The sequence below is a fragment of the Vibrio sp. YT-15 genome (assembly GCF_033337445.1).
GTDB classification, from domain to species: Bacteria; Pseudomonadota; Gammaproteobacteria; order Enterobacterales; family Vibrionaceae; genus Vibrio; species Vibrio alginolyticus.
This window is the reverse complement of sequence record NZ_JAWOQR010000016.1, coordinates 1-16,083: the sequence shown is the minus strand read 5'-3', so window position 1 is coordinate 16,083 and position 16,083 is coordinate 1. Positions and strand designations below refer to the sequence as shown.

Annotated in this window: 14 protein-coding genes and 1 tRNA gene; 11 read left to right on the top strand and 4 right to left on the bottom strand. The window is 43.8% G+C overall.

Annotated features, from left to right (window positions below; translation table 11 throughout):
- Window positions 1-74 precede the first annotated feature (74 nt).
- Window positions 75-1,583, bottom strand: a complete 1,509-nt coding sequence (gene pepA / locus R7D93_RS21360) for a leucyl aminopeptidase (protein ID WP_005381073.1) — start codon at window positions 1,581-1,583, stop codon at window positions 75-77.
- Window positions 1,584-1,783: 200 nt separating this feature from the next.
- Here pepA and lptF point away from each other — a divergent pair, with 200 nt between their 5' ends.
- Window positions 1,784-2,884 carry an LPS export ABC transporter permease LptF gene (lptF, locus tag R7D93_RS21355; protein WP_005381072.1) on the top strand — a complete coding sequence of 367 codons (1,101 nt, stop codon included), beginning with the start codon at window positions 1,784-1,786 and terminating at the stop codon, window positions 2,882-2,884.
- Between the two features lie 3 nt (window positions 2,885-2,887).
- Window positions 2,888-3,958 carry an LPS export ABC transporter permease LptG gene (gene lptG, locus R7D93_RS21350; RefSeq protein WP_005381071.1) on the top strand — a complete coding sequence of 357 codons (1,071 nt, stop codon included), beginning with the start codon at window positions 2,888-2,890 and terminating at the stop codon, window positions 3,956-3,958.
- Window positions 3,959-4,044: 86 nt separating this feature from the next.
- Here the strand turns inward: lptG and R7D93_RS21345 are convergent, their stop codons facing one another.
- Window positions 4,045-4,524, bottom strand: coding sequence for an RDD family protein (locus tag R7D93_RS21345; RefSeq protein ID WP_005381070.1), 480 nt, complete (start codon window positions 4,522-4,524; stop codon window positions 4,045-4,047).
- A 184-nt stretch (window positions 4,525-4,708) separates the two neighbouring features.
- The gene (locus R7D93_RS21340; protein ID WP_017636178.1) at window positions 4,709-5,977 is read right to left on the bottom strand and encodes a DUF2254 domain-containing protein; all 1,269 of its coding nucleotides are present in this window, start codon (window positions 5,975-5,977) and stop codon (window positions 4,709-4,711) included.
- Between the two features lie 227 nt (window positions 5,978-6,204).
- Here R7D93_RS21340 and R7D93_RS21335 point away from each other — a divergent pair, with 227 nt between their 5' ends.
- Both R7D93_RS21335 and R7D93_RS21330 read left to right on the top strand, forming a co-directional pair.
- On the top strand, window positions 6,205-6,870 hold the full coding sequence (locus R7D93_RS21335; RefSeq protein WP_213886858.1) for an SDR family NAD(P)-dependent oxidoreductase: 666 nt from the start codon (window positions 6,205-6,207) through the stop codon (window positions 6,868-6,870).
- 190 nt (window positions 6,871-7,060) lie between these two features.
- Window positions 7,061-7,145, top strand: a tRNA-Leu gene (locus R7D93_RS21330).
- A gap of 244 nt (window positions 7,146-7,389) precedes the next feature.
- Here R7D93_RS21330 and R7D93_RS21325 read toward each other — a convergent pair.
- Complete coding sequence (locus R7D93_RS21325; protein WP_225497123.1) at window positions 7,390-8,673, bottom strand: carbohydrate-binding protein; 1,284 nt, start codon at window positions 8,671-8,673, stop codon at window positions 7,390-7,392.
- A 247-nt stretch (window positions 8,674-8,920) separates the two neighbouring features.
- Between R7D93_RS21325 and R7D93_RS21320 the strand changes: the two genes are divergently transcribed.
- The 7 genes from R7D93_RS21320 (at window position 8,921) to R7D93_RS21290 (ending at window position 15,607) form a co-directional block, all read left to right on the top strand.
- Window positions 8,921-9,226 carry a PTS sugar transporter subunit IIB gene (locus tag R7D93_RS21320; RefSeq protein WP_020480920.1) on the top strand — a complete coding sequence of 102 codons (306 nt, stop codon included), beginning with the start codon at window positions 8,921-8,923 and terminating at the stop codon, window positions 9,224-9,226.
- A gap of 87 nt (window positions 9,227-9,313) precedes the next feature.
- On the top strand, window positions 9,314-10,648 hold the full coding sequence (locus R7D93_RS21315; RefSeq protein ID WP_005381064.1) for a PTS sugar transporter subunit IIC: 1,335 nt from the start codon (window positions 9,314-9,316) through the stop codon (window positions 10,646-10,648).
- Between the two features lie 51 nt (window positions 10,649-10,699).
- A complete protein-coding gene (locus R7D93_RS21310; RefSeq protein WP_031777269.1) occupies window positions 10,700-11,011 on the top strand; it encodes a PTS lactose/cellobiose transporter subunit IIA in 312 nt (103 codons plus the stop codon).
- Window positions 11,012-11,023: 12 nt separating this feature from the next.
- Window positions 11,024-12,346, top strand: a complete 1,323-nt coding sequence (locus tag R7D93_RS21305; protein WP_213968989.1) for a 6-phospho-beta-glucosidase — start codon at window positions 11,024-11,026, stop codon at window positions 12,344-12,346.
- Between the two features lie 18 nt (window positions 12,347-12,364).
- The gene (gene chbG, locus R7D93_RS21300) at window positions 12,365-13,120 is read left to right on the top strand and encodes a chitin disaccharide deacetylase (RefSeq protein ID WP_225497126.1); all 756 of its coding nucleotides are present in this window, start codon (window positions 12,365-12,367) and stop codon (window positions 13,118-13,120) included.
- 104 nt (window positions 13,121-13,224) lie between these two features.
- Window positions 13,225-14,223, top strand: a complete 999-nt coding sequence (locus tag R7D93_RS21295; protein ID WP_053303320.1) for a LacI family DNA-binding transcriptional regulator — start codon at window positions 13,225-13,227, stop codon at window positions 14,221-14,223.
- Window positions 14,224-14,353: 130 nt separating this feature from the next.
- Entirely contained in the window at window positions 14,354-15,607 is a 1,254-nt protein-coding gene (locus R7D93_RS21290; protein WP_225497128.1) for an HD-GYP domain-containing protein, read from the top strand.
- The last annotated feature ends 476 nt before the right edge of the window (window positions 15,608-16,083 follow it).

Sequence of the window (16,083 nt, the reverse complement as noted above, 5' to 3'; positions counted from 1 at the left end):
AAGTCCCACTTTCATTTTAGAAAATTAGGATAATAAAAAAGGGCCTTGCGGCCCTTTTAGATTCTGTTCAGAAATTACTCTTCTGTCTCTTGGCCGCTGCGGTTCAAAAGGAATTGGACAAGCATTGAGACAGGACGGCCCGTTGAGCCTTTCGCTGCGCCTGATTTCCACGCGGTACCTGCGATATCGACGTGTGCCCAGTTGTACTTCTTCGCGAACTTAGATAAGAAGCAACCCGCAGTAATTGTGCCACCAGGGCGACCACCAATGTTTGCCATATCCGCAAACGGGCTCTTCAACTGTTCGTGGTACTCGTCTGCCATTGGTAGACGCCATGCGCGGTCACTCGCTTGCTCAGAAGCATTTACTAGCTCATGAGAAAGAGGGTTGTGGTTAGAGATAACGCCACTGATGTGGTGACCTAGTGCGATAACACAAGCACCAGTTAGCGTTGCAACGTCAACCACGCAGTCTGGTTCGAAACGCTCTACGTAAGTCAGTGCGTCACAAAGAACAAGACGGCCTTCAGCATCCGTGTTCAGAACTTCTACAGTTTGACCAGACATGGTCGTTAGGATGTCACCTGGACGGTAAGCGTTGCTGCCAGGCATGTTTTCACAGCCCGCTAGAACACCAATAACGTTGATTGGTAGGTTTAGCTTCGCCAGCGCTTTCATTGTACCGAATACCGATGCCGCACCACACATGTCGTACTTCATCTCATCCATACCTTCACCCGGCTTTAGAGAGATACCGCCTGAGTCGAAGGTTAGACCTTTACCTACGAGCACAATCGGTTTTGCATCTGAGTCAGGGTTACCTTTGTACTCGATGATAGACATCATAGATTCGTTTTTAGAACCACGGCCTACTGCTAGGTAAGAGGTCATACCCAGCTTTTCCATCTCTTGCTCACCAATAATTTTGGTGGTTACGGTTTCGTAGTCGTCCGCTAGACGACGAGCTTGAGAAGCAAGGTAAGCTGGATTAGCTACGTTTGGCGGCATGTTGCCAAGGTCTTTTGAGGCTTTGACACCTGATGCGATAGCAAGACCATGAGTGATTGCTTTTTCACCCAAGTTCAATTCACGACGCGTTGGTACGTTGAAAACAAGCTTGCGCAGTGGGCGGCGAGTCTCAGGTTTCACGCTCTTGAATTGATTAAATGTGTATAGACCATCTTTAGTCGCTTCTACAGCCTGGCGCACTTTCCAGTATGTATCACGACCCTTAACATGCAGTTCAGTTAGGAAACATACCGCTTCCATTGAGCCTGTCTCGTTAAGTGTGCTGATCGTCTTTTGAATGATTTCCTTGTACTGGCGCTCGCCAAGTTCACGCTCTTTGCCGCAACCGACAAGTAAAACGCGCTCTGACAAAACACCTGGTACTTGATGCAGTAGCAGCATCTGACCAGGTTTACCCTCTAGATCACCACGGCGAAGTAGTGAACTGATGTAACCGTCACTGATTTTATCAAGTTGTTCGGCTACTGGAGAAAGGCGACGTGGTTCAAACACACCAACAACGATACATGCGCTACGTTGTTTCTCTGGACTGCCACTTTTTACACTGAACTCCATGCGTACTCCTACATCCTGAAGACAAATTGCTCTAAATGTTAGATAATGATCGCTTACTTGTTGAATTTTAGCTCCAGGCTTACATGCAGAGCTGATTAAGCGACTAACATCTAGTTTATAATTTTTAAAAAAATAAATGGTTCAACGGGAAACTATAGTGATTCGACCAAAAAAACAAGTTTTGTATAGGTAATTTCAGCGTGATTATTGTTAGATATTTGATCCGCGAAACACTCAAGAGCCAATTTGCGATTTTTTTCGTACTTTTTTTGGTGTTTGTAAGCCAGAAATTCATAAGTGTTCTTGCTGATGCTTCTGATGGGGATATTCCTGCTGGATTGATTTTCTCGATTGTTGGTTTGAACATGCCAGCAATGGGTCTGTTAATGCTGCCTTTAAGTCTGTATATCGGCATATTGATCACATTTGGTCGTCTGTATGCAGAGAGCGAAATTGTCGTAATGAACGCGACAGGTATTGGTAATAAATTCTTGGTTCAAGCGGCCTTATACCTAGCGTTGATTACTTCAGCGGTGGCGGCTTTCAATGCGTTGTGGCTATCGCCGTGGTCTCAAGACCGCGTTGAGCAGCTTTATGAGCAGGTAGCGTCAGAAAACAGCGTTGACCTACTTAAAAAAGGTCAGTTCCAAGGTACACCAGACGGTTCATCGGTTGTGTTCATCGATGACATTAAAGACAATACCTTGAGCAACGTTTTTGTTGCGCAGATGCGCCCTCGAGATTCAGTGTTACCGAGTGTGATGTTCTCATCTTCTGGTGAAGTAAAAGAGCTTTCGGACGGTCGTCAGATCATCACTATGAAAGAAGGTACTCGTTATGAAGGTGTGCCTACTCGCGTTGAATATATGATCACGAAATTCGATGAATACGAAGGTGTTATCGGCCAACGTGAGGTCAAAAAGAAAGGGCGAGACTGGGAAGCATACCCAACGGTTGACTTGATAGGTCACCCAGATCCAGAGGCGCAAGCGGAGCTACAATGGCGAATTTCGTTATTTGTGTGTATTCCACTCTTAACGATGCTCGTTATTCCTTTGTCTGCGGTGAATCCGCGTCAGGGACGGTTTGCCAAAATGGGGCCTGCGATTCTGATCTACCTAGCGTATTTCTTGGCGATCAGTGCAACCAAATCTGCATTAGAAGATGGTGATATCCCGGCTGCTATTGGTATGTGGCCAATCAATGCGATGTTGCTGATTGTTGCTATCATGGCGAATATGATGGACAGCGTTGCTGCTAGACGAATAAAAGACAAATTCCGCAAGAAGAGGCTCGCGTAAGCTGTGTTCAAAATCTTAGACCTTTACATCGGTAGAACCATCATCTCTACCACTGCCTTGGTTTTAGCGACGTTTGTTGGCTTATCGGGCATCATCAAATATGTAGAACAGCTACGTAAAGTAGGGCGAGGTGTGTACGACCTCACTCATGCGTTGTACTTTGTGTTACTCAGTGTGCCGCGTGATATCGAAATGTTCTTTCCAATGGCGGCATTACTCGGTGCTCTGATCGGCTTAGGTATGTTGGCTTCAAGCTCTGAGCTGGTGGTGATGCAAGCTGCTGGTTTCTCTAAGCTGGATATCGGGTTATCGGTACTAAAAACGGCCGTCCCGCTCATGATTGTCGTTATGGCGTTAGGTCAATGGGGCGCTCCTGAGGCCCAGAAGATGGCCCGTGACTTACGTGCGTTTGCGATATCAGGTGGTAGCATTGTGTCTGTGCGCTCAGGTGTGTGGGCTCGTGATGCAAACGACTTTATCTTTATCGGTAAAGTCGAAGACGACAAGCTTTATGCTTTAAATATGTGGCGTTTTGATGATGATAAGAATCTACAAAAAGTTATTTTTGCCGAAGAAGTCGACTACCAACAAGATAACAACTGGCTGATGCGCTACGTACAAATTACGGACATGGAAAATGAAAACGTAATTTCAAAGCAAGACATCGAACAGATGGAGTGGCACACCTCTTTGGCACCAGATAAGCTAGCTGTGGTGACCGTGAAGCCAGAAGAACTGTCACTGAGCGGTTTGTATGATTATGTGACTTACCTGAAAGCATCGGAACAAGATGCATCTCGCTATGAGTTGGCGTTTTGGCGTAAGTTGACTCAGCCGCTTTCAATTGCTGTGATGATGTTAATGGCGCTATCTTTTGTTTTCGGTCCACTCAGAAGCGTGACCATGGGGGCAAGGGTATTGTCGGGCGTGGTTGCCGGGTTTACTTTTTACATATCCAGTGAGTTCTTTGGTCCATTAAGCTTGGTGTATGGCATATCCCCAGTGTTTGGTGCTTTGGCCCCGAGTTTGGTGTTCTTAGCTATTGCGATTGCACTACTACGAAGAAAGCTATAACTGAAGCATCATCGAATAAACCAAGTTTTACCGAACCAAATGTAAAGGAAGGCATTACGCCTTCCTTTTTTGTGTTCCTAGACAAGTTAGTTTGCCTTAGGTAATACAACAACCTCTGTTTTGGCCCAAATGTCGTGGAAACCACGTTTCTTCGGATCAATCGGTACAGTCAAATTTGCCAAGCCAAAGCCAGATGTCGAAATACGAATCAGAGCTTGAGTTACCGTAATTGGTGCTCCGTCTTTGGCATTGCGAACTCGAAGCTTCCAAGCGCGCATCCCAAGAGTTTGTCCTGCTCGCGTCCAGAAGAACACAAAGAAATATATCCACACACCCGCAAGATAAAGTGTAAATAGAGGGCTCAATACAGGGTGCTTTCCGAGCATATCTGCGGCATCAGCGTACTCGCCATAGCTCAACAATCCTGCTGCATTTAGTGCAAACACAACGGCCATAACAATACCTGCGGCCATCATTTCAATTGCGATAATAATCAATGTGTCGTAAATCAACGCTGCAAGTCGACGAAAGAGACCAGCAGGTGGAAGAGTTGTAGACGTTGTCATTATTCCATCACTTACCTTAAAAATTGTGCGTCAGAATATAGATTCCCTCACCAAGAGAAAAGAGACCTAACGCACAGAGTCTTTAATTGTGTATAAACTAAGTGACTTTTCTGCCCTACGTTATCAGCACATGTCATGATACACGAGGCCGTGCAGCAATATGTTTCAACTGAATTCGATTCTCTTAACCATTGGCTCTTTGGTCTGTGACCAGATTAGATAGCTGAGAGAGTTGGTGTTTCTCATCTTCGGTATAATGTTGGCTTAACGAAAGCTCTAAAGCTTTTTCTGACAGCTTGATTGCTGGTGACAAAAATAACTTAGGGTGCATACTAGAGAGAGCTAGCAAGGCCTTTTGTAGGCGAATCTGTATTTGGAGTTGCGCTGCACCATCGTGTGCTATCGGCAAAAAGACATCATCGAACAAATCCTGGCAGCTCAATGCGGGCACAAATAGTCTAGGATATCGAGTTTTGGTAGGAGGCTCACTGAGTAGGTCTCCCCATAATGAAAGTGCTCGTACAGAACGCCCAAGAACGTCAATCGCGGTGCCATTATCATTTACAGCCGGAGATAGTGCTCGTGAGGCGATTTCCGCCATAACGACTAAACCAAAGCGAGGGTCCTGATCATATGAACGCTCCGTTCGAATCGTGAAGGCTGCCGTTACTTCGCTTTCGTCTGGCAACTCTCCACAAACCCAAGCCAATGGTTGACCTACGTACACAAAACTTCCCGGTTGTCGCTCAAGGTAGATGGTGCATTGGTTTGCTTCAGCAATACTATCGAGGTGATGCATATCAACATGCTGTAAGTAGCCAATTTCTTGGCTCAAAATAGGTTTACTTCCTCTGGGCTTATGCTCTGGGTGGCTCCATGGGTGAGCACCTAGCCAGCGCTCTTTACCCCGTTTTCTTATCGCATCTAACAAGGCTTGCTCTACGTATGAAGTGGTTTCACTGACCCTTCCTAGTACGGAAAGGTGCTGAATCCAACGTAGCAGAGTGAGTATGATCATCACGATTACGGCGATAGTCACGATGAATAGATAAATTTGTGCTTGTTGATGATAGGCCCCAATACCTAGCGCGATAATTCCTACCAAACTAAATAGAAAAGAGCCAAGAAAGGTTGCTAAGGCATTTTGTGTTGTGCTGTCTTCCATCAACAGTTTTGTCGCTCGCGGCGTTACCCCTGCACTAGCGGCACTGTACGCTGAGACCATAATATTGAGAGAGAATGTAGTCACTGCAAGCATGGAGGTTGCGAGGATATTTAATATGTTGTTCAACAAATCCTTGCTGACGTTGATGGCAGGGGGCAGAGTAATGAACTGGTTTAAAACAATCGACATTAAGGCGGTAGCAACAGCTAGTAATGCGTAGAGTGACGTCCGGACCCACAGTTTTCGTGTCATCTGTTTCAGTAGCCACTGCCATTTTGACCCAGTCATTCTTTGCTCCTATTCAGTTCTCACTAGAAAGTCGATAGAAAATTCAGAAAGTTATTCTTGCTTAAGCATAGGTTAAATGCCCGTCGTTCTGCTTGATATTTCATGCATCACGAAAGTAAGAAAGCTGCTTGCTTCAAAGAATGGTGCTCTTGAGGTGTGAATTACCACGATTCTGTTACCTTAATTGATAGATGAATTAAAAGTATGTGATTGAAAAGAGGTAGCGCATGATTGTAATTACAGGTGCAAGTAGCGGCTTAGGGGCGGAACTAGCAAAGCGTTATGATGCGGAAGGCAAAGAGACGTATGTAATAGGAAGAAATACAGAAAAACTATCCGCACTAGCAAAACAACTCTCTCATAACGTTGGTTATCAAGCTTGCAACCTCTCATTGCACCAAAATGTGAAACAGCTCTTTGATGGGGTGAAACAGTCCCCTGAAATGGTCATTCATAGTGCGGGAAGTGGTTATTTTGGCTTACTGGAAGAGCAGGAGCCGGAAGAGATTCAAAAGTTGATTGATAACAACCTGAATTCTGCGATTCATGTGCTAAGAGAGTTAGTAAAGCGTTACAAAGATCATCCAATAAAAGTGGTCATGATCATGTCCACAGCCGCGCAACAACCTAAAGCGCAAGAGTCTACGTATTGTGCAGTGAAATGGGCCGTCAAAGGATTAATTGAGTCGGTTCGTTTGGAGCTAAAAGGAAAACCTATGAAAATCATCGCGGTTTATCCTGGTGGAATGGATACGGAATTCTGGAAAACAAGCGGCAATACGATGGACACGAGTCACTTCATGCAAGCAGAAGATGCCGCAGAGATGCTCCATAATGCGTTGTCGAGCATTGGGAATGGTTATGTTTCTGATATTACAGTGAATAGAACTTAAAAAGAGTTTCGTATACTCATTTTCATCTGGAAGAGTAGTAGAAAATGGAGCGTACGTTTCTTATGAGTACAGCTTTGTCACACTTTGTGGCGAAATTATCAGCAAACGATAGTTATTTAAGGTATTTCTGCTTGCGCAGGTCAAAAGCTTACGTATAATGCCAACCATCAAAGGGCAATAGCCCAAAGATGCCGGTGTGGTGAAATTGGTATACACGACGGATTCAAAATCCGTTGCCTTCGGGCGTGGCGGTTCAAGTCCGCCCACCGGTACCATATTAGAAAGGTCGCTTTTATAGCGGCCTTTCGTCGTTTTAGGTGTTCGTAAATATCAAAAGAAAGTTAGCGTTGCCTTCGCGGTGGCGTCAGGAGTGCCTGCCAGTCAAGTCACTCGCAGGTACCATATTTTAAGACAGAGCCTCGATGAAAGTCGGGGCTTTGTTGTATCTGGATTTTCAAAACAAAAAAGCGCGAGGGGTATGCCTCGCGCAAACTACTACATGGTGATAGTAAGAACAGCCTATAGAGCTGTGAACAAGGTATTTTGAGTGTTCGGAGTCCAGTCTGCTTGGGACACGTGCGGTACATCAACTAGATAACGCAAACCTTGATAAGTGACCACATCACCTTGTTTATAGGAAACATTCTGAGTCCAGTTAGTGGCTGGGTCCGCATTTGTCCAGAGGCTAGAGGTTGGAGACGGTACCCAATCTTGTTGTGCAGTATGGTTTGTTACAGCCTGGTATACAGTACCTAGGTGTAAGACGTAATCGCCAGCGTCGTAGTTATGACCAACTTGCCAGTTCGGTGTGTAGTTATCCATTGTGTCGAAGTCATAACCCGCTTGTTTTGCTAACTGTATAAACTTAGCGAGCTTAGGTAGGTTTTGCGTTGCACCCATGCCACGCTTACCATCTTCAAATAGGAACTCGTGAGTTAATACGATAACTTTATCGGCGTGTAAAGGTGTACCACATGGGAACTCTTGAGCTTTGGAGTTGATCGGGTTAATCGTTGTTGGTGCACAAGTGTTTAACGCGGAATCCACATATCCAATAAATGCTTCTGCTTCTGTAAGGCTGTTTGCTGGCATTTCAATGCCCCAATTTTCAGGTGCCCAGTCCACATCCCAACCGTGAGTTTGATAGCCGTTATTCGCTAGGATATTTTGAACCTCGATAGCTGCTTTTACACTGTTGGATGGGTTGGATGTATCGCATACATATCCTGGTTCCCAAGGTTTCAGGTCATCAGACGTGGCGCATAACCCATCTGCTTTGAAGTCTTTCGTCACGCGCCAACCGTTGGTGTAGGGCAGTCTAGCAAACTCTGTTGCCTTGTAGTTCGGGTAGCTTGTAATGTTCGGCAAATACTTTGCTAACACAGATAAGTTTTCCGTAAACATTGAGGCATCGTAAACAGGGTCTTGATACGAGTTAAGCTGGTGGTCCCCGGTCGCATTACACTCCGCAGCACTGTTCGGTCCAAACTCATCAACGCAATTATGAACCATATGATCGTAACTATGGTTCGCGACAATATGACCAGTGTCTAATGCGAGCTTTAAGGCTTCTAGCGAACGGTCTTCATTCTCATCACCAATTCCATCTAAATGCCAAGCATTAAAGTAAAACGTCGCTTTGATATCTTCCTGGTTAAGTACTTGAATAACGTCAATAGATGCATTGATTGGTCCATCATCAAACGTTAGATAAATGGTGCCTTTAGAGTCGGTTTGAGCAAATGAGTGCTGTGATAGTGCGGCACTTACAAGCGCTGCAATAGCCAATTTATTAAATTTCATTCTCTATTCCTTTTAAGAAATTAATAACGACGTTGTCAGTAGTAAAATATTGATAACTTGAAACTTAATGTGATGTCTTAAATTATTTTATGACTTTTATCCTAGATCTAAATAATTACAAAAAAATAGGTGGTATTTTCTAAATTGGGATTGTGTTCACGAATAATGCAACCGGTTGCGCTTTTTTGTCTTGGTTATTTTTGCTACAGTTTTTACAGGTTGAAATTTACACAACGGGAGTAAGGCTATGAAAAAGATCCTTTTATGCTGTAGCGCAGGGATGTCAACCAGTATGCTTGTTAAGAAAATGGAGCAAGCTGCTGAAAATAAAGGAATTGAGTGCAAAATTGATGCAATGTCAGTGAATGCGTTTGAAGATGTAATTAAAGAGTACGATGTTTGTCTTCTCGGGCCTCAAGTACGTTTTCAGCTAGAAGAGCTAAGAAAAACGGCGCAAGAGCATGGTAAAAACATTGATGCTATTTCTCCTCAGCATTATGGAATGATGAAGGGAGAAGAAGTACTAGAGCAAGCATTAGAATTAATTAACTAAACTATAGTTTTAAATTAAAAAGATAACTGTACGTCAAATATAAATATTTGATGTGGGATTCTTTTGCCTAAAATAAGGATGGATTCTATGAAGCTTTATGACGCAATTATAGGCGCAGTCGAAAAGCATATAGCCCCTATAGCAGCTAAAGTGGGGAATCAGCCCCATGTTCGCGCAATGAGAGACGGTTTTATTGTCGCAATGCCGTTTATTATTGTCGGTAGTTTCATTTTGATTTTTGCATTCCCCCCATTTGCCGAAGATACAACCTTTACTTTTGGTCGAATTTGGCTCGATTTCGCCACTACACATTTTGATACCATAATGATGCCCTACAACATGTCGATGGGGATCATGACCATTTTTGTTTCGCTGGGCGTTGCTTATAGTTTAGCGAAGGCTTACAAGATGGATGGGATCACGAGTGCTGTATTGTCACTAATGTCTTTTTTACTCATTGCGGCCCCAGCTAAAGATGGCGCGTTGTCTATGTCTCACATGGGCGGAACCGGGATCTTCACCGCAGTGATGTGTGCATTTTTCTCGGTGGAGCTCTACCGTTTTATGAAAAAGCACAATATTACGATTCGCATGCCAGAGCAGGTGCCACCGGCGATTGCGCGATCATTTGAAGTATTGCTACCAGTCTTAGCGATATTCATTACCTTATATCCACTTAGCCTTTTCGTACAAACCCAGTACGACATGCTGATTCCAGATGCTGTTATGGCTATCTTTAAACCGCTAATTAGTGCGTCTAACTCATTGCCTGCCATTATTGGCGCTTTATTGCTTTGCCAGCTGCTTTGGTTTGCGGGTATTCATGGTGCTGCAATTGTTGTTGGACTGCTTTCTCCAATCTTTTTGACCAACATTGGTGCCAACATTGAAGCCTTTGTTGCAGGTGAACCGATTCCAAACGTATTTACTCAACCGTTCTGGGATTTTTACATCTTTATTGGCGGCTCTGGTGCAACACTTGCTCTTGTTATGCTGATGTCGTTTAGCCGTTCTGTTCACCTTAAGAGCATTGGTCGAATGAGTGCGGTGCCTGGCTTTTTCCAAATCAACGAACCAGTGATCTTCGGTAGCCCAGTTGTGATGAACCCGACCTTGTTTATCCCGTTCGTCTTCGCTCCAGTCATCAACGCTACGATTGCGTATTTTGCTGTGCATGTCGGCTTTGTGGGTATGGGTGTCGCTACAACACCTTGGACAACACCGGCACTGATAGGTGCTTCGTGGGGTAGCGGTTGGACCTTTGCGCCAGTATTGCTCGTCATTGGTTTATTGATTCTTGATCTAATCATCTACTTCCCATTCTTCAAAATGTTTGAGAAGCAAATGTTGGAGCAAGAACTACCAACGACGAAGGAAACTAAAGGTGACACGCAGCCGTCAGGCGAAGGCGTTACTGCTTAACTGTGCTTAATGGGCCGCAATTACCGCGGCCCGATTTTCGGAGAGAAAATGATGGAACAAGAATTGGTTGTGATGGAGATCATTTGCAATGCTGGTGAAGCCAGAAGTTTAAGCTACGAGGCATTGCGTTTATCTCGAGAACAAGATTTTGAAGCGGCTGACGAGAAGCTCTCTCAAGCAAGAGAGTGCATTAATAAAGCCCACTTAATACAGACTCAGCTTATTGAAGAAGATCAGGGAGAAGGGAAAGTCCCGATGACGTTAGTGATGGTGCATGCTCAAGATCACCTGATGACTACGATTTTGGCTCAAGAGATGGCTGTAGAAATCGTCGCACTGAACAAAAAAATCTCGAACAAGTAAAGGGGGATGAAAATGTCTAGAGAGGCGATCAAACTTGCCATTATTGGCGGTGGTAGTAGCTATACCCCGGAATTGGTTGAAGGGGTTATTAAGCGCTTAGAATATTTACCCGTTAAGAAAATCCATTTTGTGGACATTGAGTCAGGAGCTGAGAAGCTTGAGATCATCAAAGGATTGGCTCAGCGAATGGTCGATAAAGCCGGAGCAAAAATTGAGATAAAAGCCGGTTTCGATCGCCGTGCTGCGATAAAAGATGCGGATTTTGTGATGACGCAGTTTCGTGTTGGTGGCCTTGCTGCACGCGCTAACGATGAGCGAATCCCAATCAAGTACGACGTCATTGGCCAAGAAACAACGGGCCCTGGTGGTTTTGCTAAAGCACTGCGAACCATTCCGGTCATTCTTGATATCTGTAAAGACATTGAAGAGTTGGCTCCAAACGCATGGATGCTCAATTTCACCAACCCAGCGGGTTTAGTTTCCGAAGCGGTCAGTAAGTACACCAAAGTAAAAAGTATTGGTTTATGCAATGTGCCCGTTTCAATGGAAATGATGATTGCAGAAATGATGGAGTGCGAGCCAAAAGAGCTACAACTTGAGTTTGCTGGGTTAAACCATCTCGTGTGGGTACACAAAGCATGGCTCAATGGGGAAGATATTACTCAAACGGTATTAGAGAAAGTTGGTGATGGTGCCAACTTCAGTATGAAGAATATCTGGGAAGAGCCGTGGGATCCGGCATTTCTAAAAGCACTGGGGGCGATACCATGTCCTTATCATCGTTACTTCTACCAAACTGATGCCATGCTTGCTGAAGAGAAACAAAGTGCCGATGAAAAAGGCACTCGTGCTGAGCAGGTAATGGAAACAGAAAATGCGCTATTTAAGCTCTATCAAGATCCTACCCTCGATCATAAGCCGAAAGAGTTAGAGGAGCGGGGTGGTGCTTATTATTCTGATGCATCACTGAACCTAGTTGATTCAATTTATAACAATCGTAATAGTATTCATGTTGTTAACGTTTTAAATAATGGAGCGATCAACGGCCTACCTGACGATGCTGTGATTGAATGTAGTGCCGTGATTGGTAGCTGGGGGGCGAAACCTCTTGCGGTTGGCGAGTTGTCAAAAAATATCAAAGGATTACTCCATCAAGTTAAAGCGTATGAGCAGCTAACAATAGAAGCTGCTGTCGAAGGTAATTATGACAAGGCGCTTATGGCATTAACCAATAACCCATTGGTGCCTGACATTGGCCGCGCCAAGTCAATCCTGGATGATATCCTAGCGGTGAACGCTCCGTATTTACCTCAATTTAAACTAACGACGTTGTAAGACTAAGGAAGGGCGCCGATGAAAGTCATTTTTAATGCTGATGATTTTGGTTTAACGAGAGGTGTAAATAGCGGCATCGTTAAAGCTCATCAGCAAGGTGTGGTTCATTCAACCACCATGATGGTGGGTATGGATGCTGAGCAACATGCCTTAGAACTAGCTCGCCATAATCCAGACTTGAAAATTGGCGTTCATCTTAGGTTTACAGCAGGTGTGCCTATAACGAAGCATCCTAACTTGACCAACGGCCGAGCGCACTTTATCAACTATGACGAACTTTGGAGTAAGCAGGACTTCGAAACTCAGGTCATTTATGATGAAGCAAAAGCTCAGGTGGAACATTTTTTATCGCTTGGGTTAGAGCTAAGCCACTTAGATAGCCATCATCACGCGCATACTCACCCTCAAATTTTGCCCGTTATTAAAGAAGTAGCGAATGAATACCGAGTGCCACTGCGGGGCACTGGCTTGTGTCAAGAATCGATGACAATCAGGTATATCTTTACTGATGAGTTTTATGATCAAAAAGTGAGCTTGAATGGCTTAATGGCACATCTATTGAGCTTAAAAGCTGACTATGACTTGGTTGAGGTGATGTGCCACCCGGCAGAGGCCGATCAGGCGCTTATCTTAAAGAGTGGTTATGCGCTTCAGCGAGAGCTAGAGTTACAAGTTCTTACCTCTCCCATTTTAAAAGAACAGTTAGCTCATCATGGTATAACTGTCACGGATTACTCTGAGCTTGTTTCTACCAATCAAATGGTCAGTGTATGATTAAAGGCTGCCAGCTTCGCCCCCTATAGCACCTTACGAATTGCTGGCAGCCGTTCTATACAAACGAATATTTAATAACAATTGCAGTTGGACCCAATAGCATTATGGCAAGGATTAAAGATGTAGCCGAACTCGCCGGTGTAAATCGCTCTACCGTTTCTCGAATTATTAATGGAGAGGGGAAATTTCGCGAGGAAACTCGAAAAAAAGTAGAGCAAGCTATGGCGCAATTGAATTATCGTCCCAGTGCAATTGCTCGTTCACTCGCAACCTCATCCAGTAATATGGTTGGGTTATTGGTGACTTACTATACGGGGGGCTTCTTTGGCGAGATGATGGAGCAGGTTCAGACCGAGCTGGATATTCATAAGAAGTTTTTGATTACAGCTCAAGGCCATCATTCTGCACAAGGTGAAAAAGAGGCAATTCAGCGTTTTAATGATTTACGTTGTGACGGCTATGTACTTCATAGTCGTTATTTGTCAGATGATGACTTACGTGAATTAGCTAAACAGCCAACACCTTTCGTTCTCCTGGATCGCTACGTGGAAGGAATAGAAGAGCGTTGTGTTACCTTTAACCATCATCATGCAAGCCGTATTGCCGTTGAGCACCTTTTAGCTGGTGCTCATCGAAAGATTGCTTGTATTGCCGGTCCATCCCAACGTCATAACAGTGTATTGAGAAAGCTTGGGTATATTGATGCAATGAAGGATGCTGGTATAGATATTGATGAAAGCTGGTGTGAAGAAGGGAATTATGGTCGGCAAAGTGGTTATGATGCAATGGCTGCAATTTTACAACGACACCCTGATGTGACGGCTGTCTTTTCGTGCAGTGAAGAAATGACGGTTGGCGCAATGCAGTACTTACACGAGCACAGTATTTCTGTACCAGAGCAAATCTCATTAACTAGCTTTGACAGTGTTGATCTTTGTGAAAGTCTTTACCCTACAGTATCAGCAGTGCACTTTCCTATCAGTGACATGGCCCGTGTAGCGGTACAAACGTTAATGGGACTAGTCAAAGATCAAGAAGTAATAGACAAGCCAGTGTTCGAGGCCAAGCTTAAAATACGCAAAGCAGATCGCTCCTTAAAGTAGCTTACTTCTATCTAATTAAGTGAGTCGCTTAGAAATAACGGTTTGATGTTTTGATAGTTACTGATGAATTTATTCACAAAATTTACTAGTATTCTAACTCTCTTAAGAAATATAAATCAGTAGTGAATAAGTGGCAGCCATTAAACTAACGGTCGATCGTATTCAACCCGGACTACATATCCGTCTTCCGCTAAAGTGGAACGATCACCCCTTTCTACTCAATAGCTTTAAGATTAAAGACCAAGAGCAAGTCGAGATGATCCGCCACCTCGGCGTAAAGTTCGTTTACTTTAATCCAGAGCAAAGCGATGCCGTTCCACTCCCTGTTGATCAAAGACAAGCTGACAGAGTAACAAATGAAGCGTCGTTAGATCATGAAACTCAAAAAATGTGGCAAGAAAAACAGAACCGCATAGAAAAGTTAAGTGCATACCGTCGACGCGTGATTCAGTGTGAAAAAGAGTTTGAGCGCTCTCTGGCACGTATGCGTTCAGTCATGACTAAAATCCGTAACCGTCCGACAGCAGCAGTTGATGAAGCAAAGCTTCTTATTGAAGATATCGTCGAGAAGTTAATGTGCGATGATAATGTTACGTTACATCTGATGAACGGAAAAAATGAGTTTGAAGATATTTATTTCCACTCATTGAACGTGGCTGTTATCTCGATGATGATTGGCCGTGCTAAAGGGTACTCAGCAGCACAGTTGAAAGAGCTTTCCTTCTCCGCACTATTCCATGATATCGGGAAAATAAAAATCCCGACTGCAATATTAAGAAAGCAACTACCTCTAACAGAGCCAGAAACCAACTACTTAAAGTTGCACACTAAATATGGCGTCGATCTTGCGAGTCAAATCGAGGCTTTTCCCGAAGTCGCGAGAATTGTGATCGCGCAGCACCATGAGCTAAGAGATGGGTCTGGTTATCCTAAAGGCCTGAAAGGAGATGAGATCAACGAGTTTGCTCAAATTATTGCTGTAGCCAATGCGTTTGATAACTTGTGTCATACCCAGATAGTCTCAGACCAAAAGATTCCTTATACCGCACTCTCTCATTTATATAAGAACTGTAAACACCTATATAAAGAAGAGAACCTGAACATCCTAATTAAGTTTATGGGCGTGTTTCCTCCGGGTACCGTAGTTCAGCTTTCTAATAATATGGTCGGCCTGGTTATCTCAGTGAATGCATCGCATTTGTTATTCCCGAATGTCTTGGTTTACGATCCATCAGTACCAAGGACGCAAGCGCCAATCATTGATCTTGCGTCAAAAGATATAAAGATAGTTAACGCGATTCATCCGTCAAAATTACCGGATAAAGTAAAAGAGTATCTAAATCCGCGTTCGCGTATTTCTTATTTCTTTGATAGCGATGAGTAGTTATCCACAGCTTTTTGTGGGTAAATTGTATAAATCCTGAGTGTTATTTCTGGGTAATTTTGGGGTTGGATGGAAAGTATCCATTTGGCATGTTTTTTTAGAAAAAATGCATTTTTAGTATTGCCAAAGAAAATCTTCTCCCTATAATGCGCATCCATCGACACGGCAGACGTCACAAGGCTTCAGCAGGGTCGAAGAGGTAAAAAGCTTCTACAAAAAATTAGTTTAAAAAAGTGTTTGACACTAACAACTAAATCGCTAGAATGCACCTCCGCTTTGAGAGAAAAACTTCTCGCAAAGCAAGCTCTTTAACAATATAGACCTATCAATCTGTGTGGGCACTCGTTGATGATAATCCAATTAGAAACTTCGGTTTCAAATTAGGGTTCAATGATACGTAGTGACCATTGAATCGAAAGATTCAGCACAGTCAATTCAAACATTACTTTATGTAATGTTCAGTATTCATTGAGCCG

Bases quoted from the DNA above. Each gene is read 5' to 3' on its own strand.
- pepA (WP_005381073.1), bottom strand. From the start codon at position 1,583: ATGGAGTTCAGTGTAAAAAGTGGCAGTCCAGAGAAACAACGTAGCGCA.
- R7D93_RS21345 (WP_005381070.1), bottom strand. From the start codon at position 4,524: ATGACAACGTCTACAACTCTTCCACCTGCTGGTCTCTTTCGTCGACTT.
- R7D93_RS21340 (WP_017636178.1), bottom strand. From the start codon at position 5,977: ATGACTGGGTCAAAATGGCAGTGGCTACTGAAACAGATGACACGAAAA.
- R7D93_RS21335 (WP_213886858.1), top strand. From the start codon at position 6,205: ATGATTGTAATTACAGGTGCAAGTAGCGGCTTAGGGGCGGAACTAGCA.
- R7D93_RS21325 (WP_225497123.1), bottom strand. From the start codon at position 8,673: ATGAAATTTAATAAATTGGCTATTGCAGCGCTTGTAAGTGCCGCACTA.
- R7D93_RS21320 (WP_020480920.1), top strand. From the start codon at position 8,921: ATGAAAAAGATCCTTTTATGCTGTAGCGCAGGGATGTCAACCAGTATG.
- R7D93_RS21315 (WP_005381064.1), top strand. From the start codon at position 9,314: ATGAAGCTTTATGACGCAATTATAGGCGCAGTCGAAAAGCATATAGCC.
- R7D93_RS21310 (WP_031777269.1), top strand. From the start codon at position 10,700: ATGGAACAAGAATTGGTTGTGATGGAGATCATTTGCAATGCTGGTGAA.
- R7D93_RS21305 (WP_213968989.1), top strand. From the start codon at position 11,024: ATGTCTAGAGAGGCGATCAAACTTGCCATTATTGGCGGTGGTAGTAGC.
- chbG (WP_225497126.1), top strand. From the start codon at position 12,365: ATGAAAGTCATTTTTAATGCTGATGATTTTGGTTTAACGAGAGGTGTA.
- R7D93_RS21295 (WP_053303320.1), top strand. From the start codon at position 13,225: ATGGCAAGGATTAAAGATGTAGCCGAACTCGCCGGTGTAAATCGCTCT.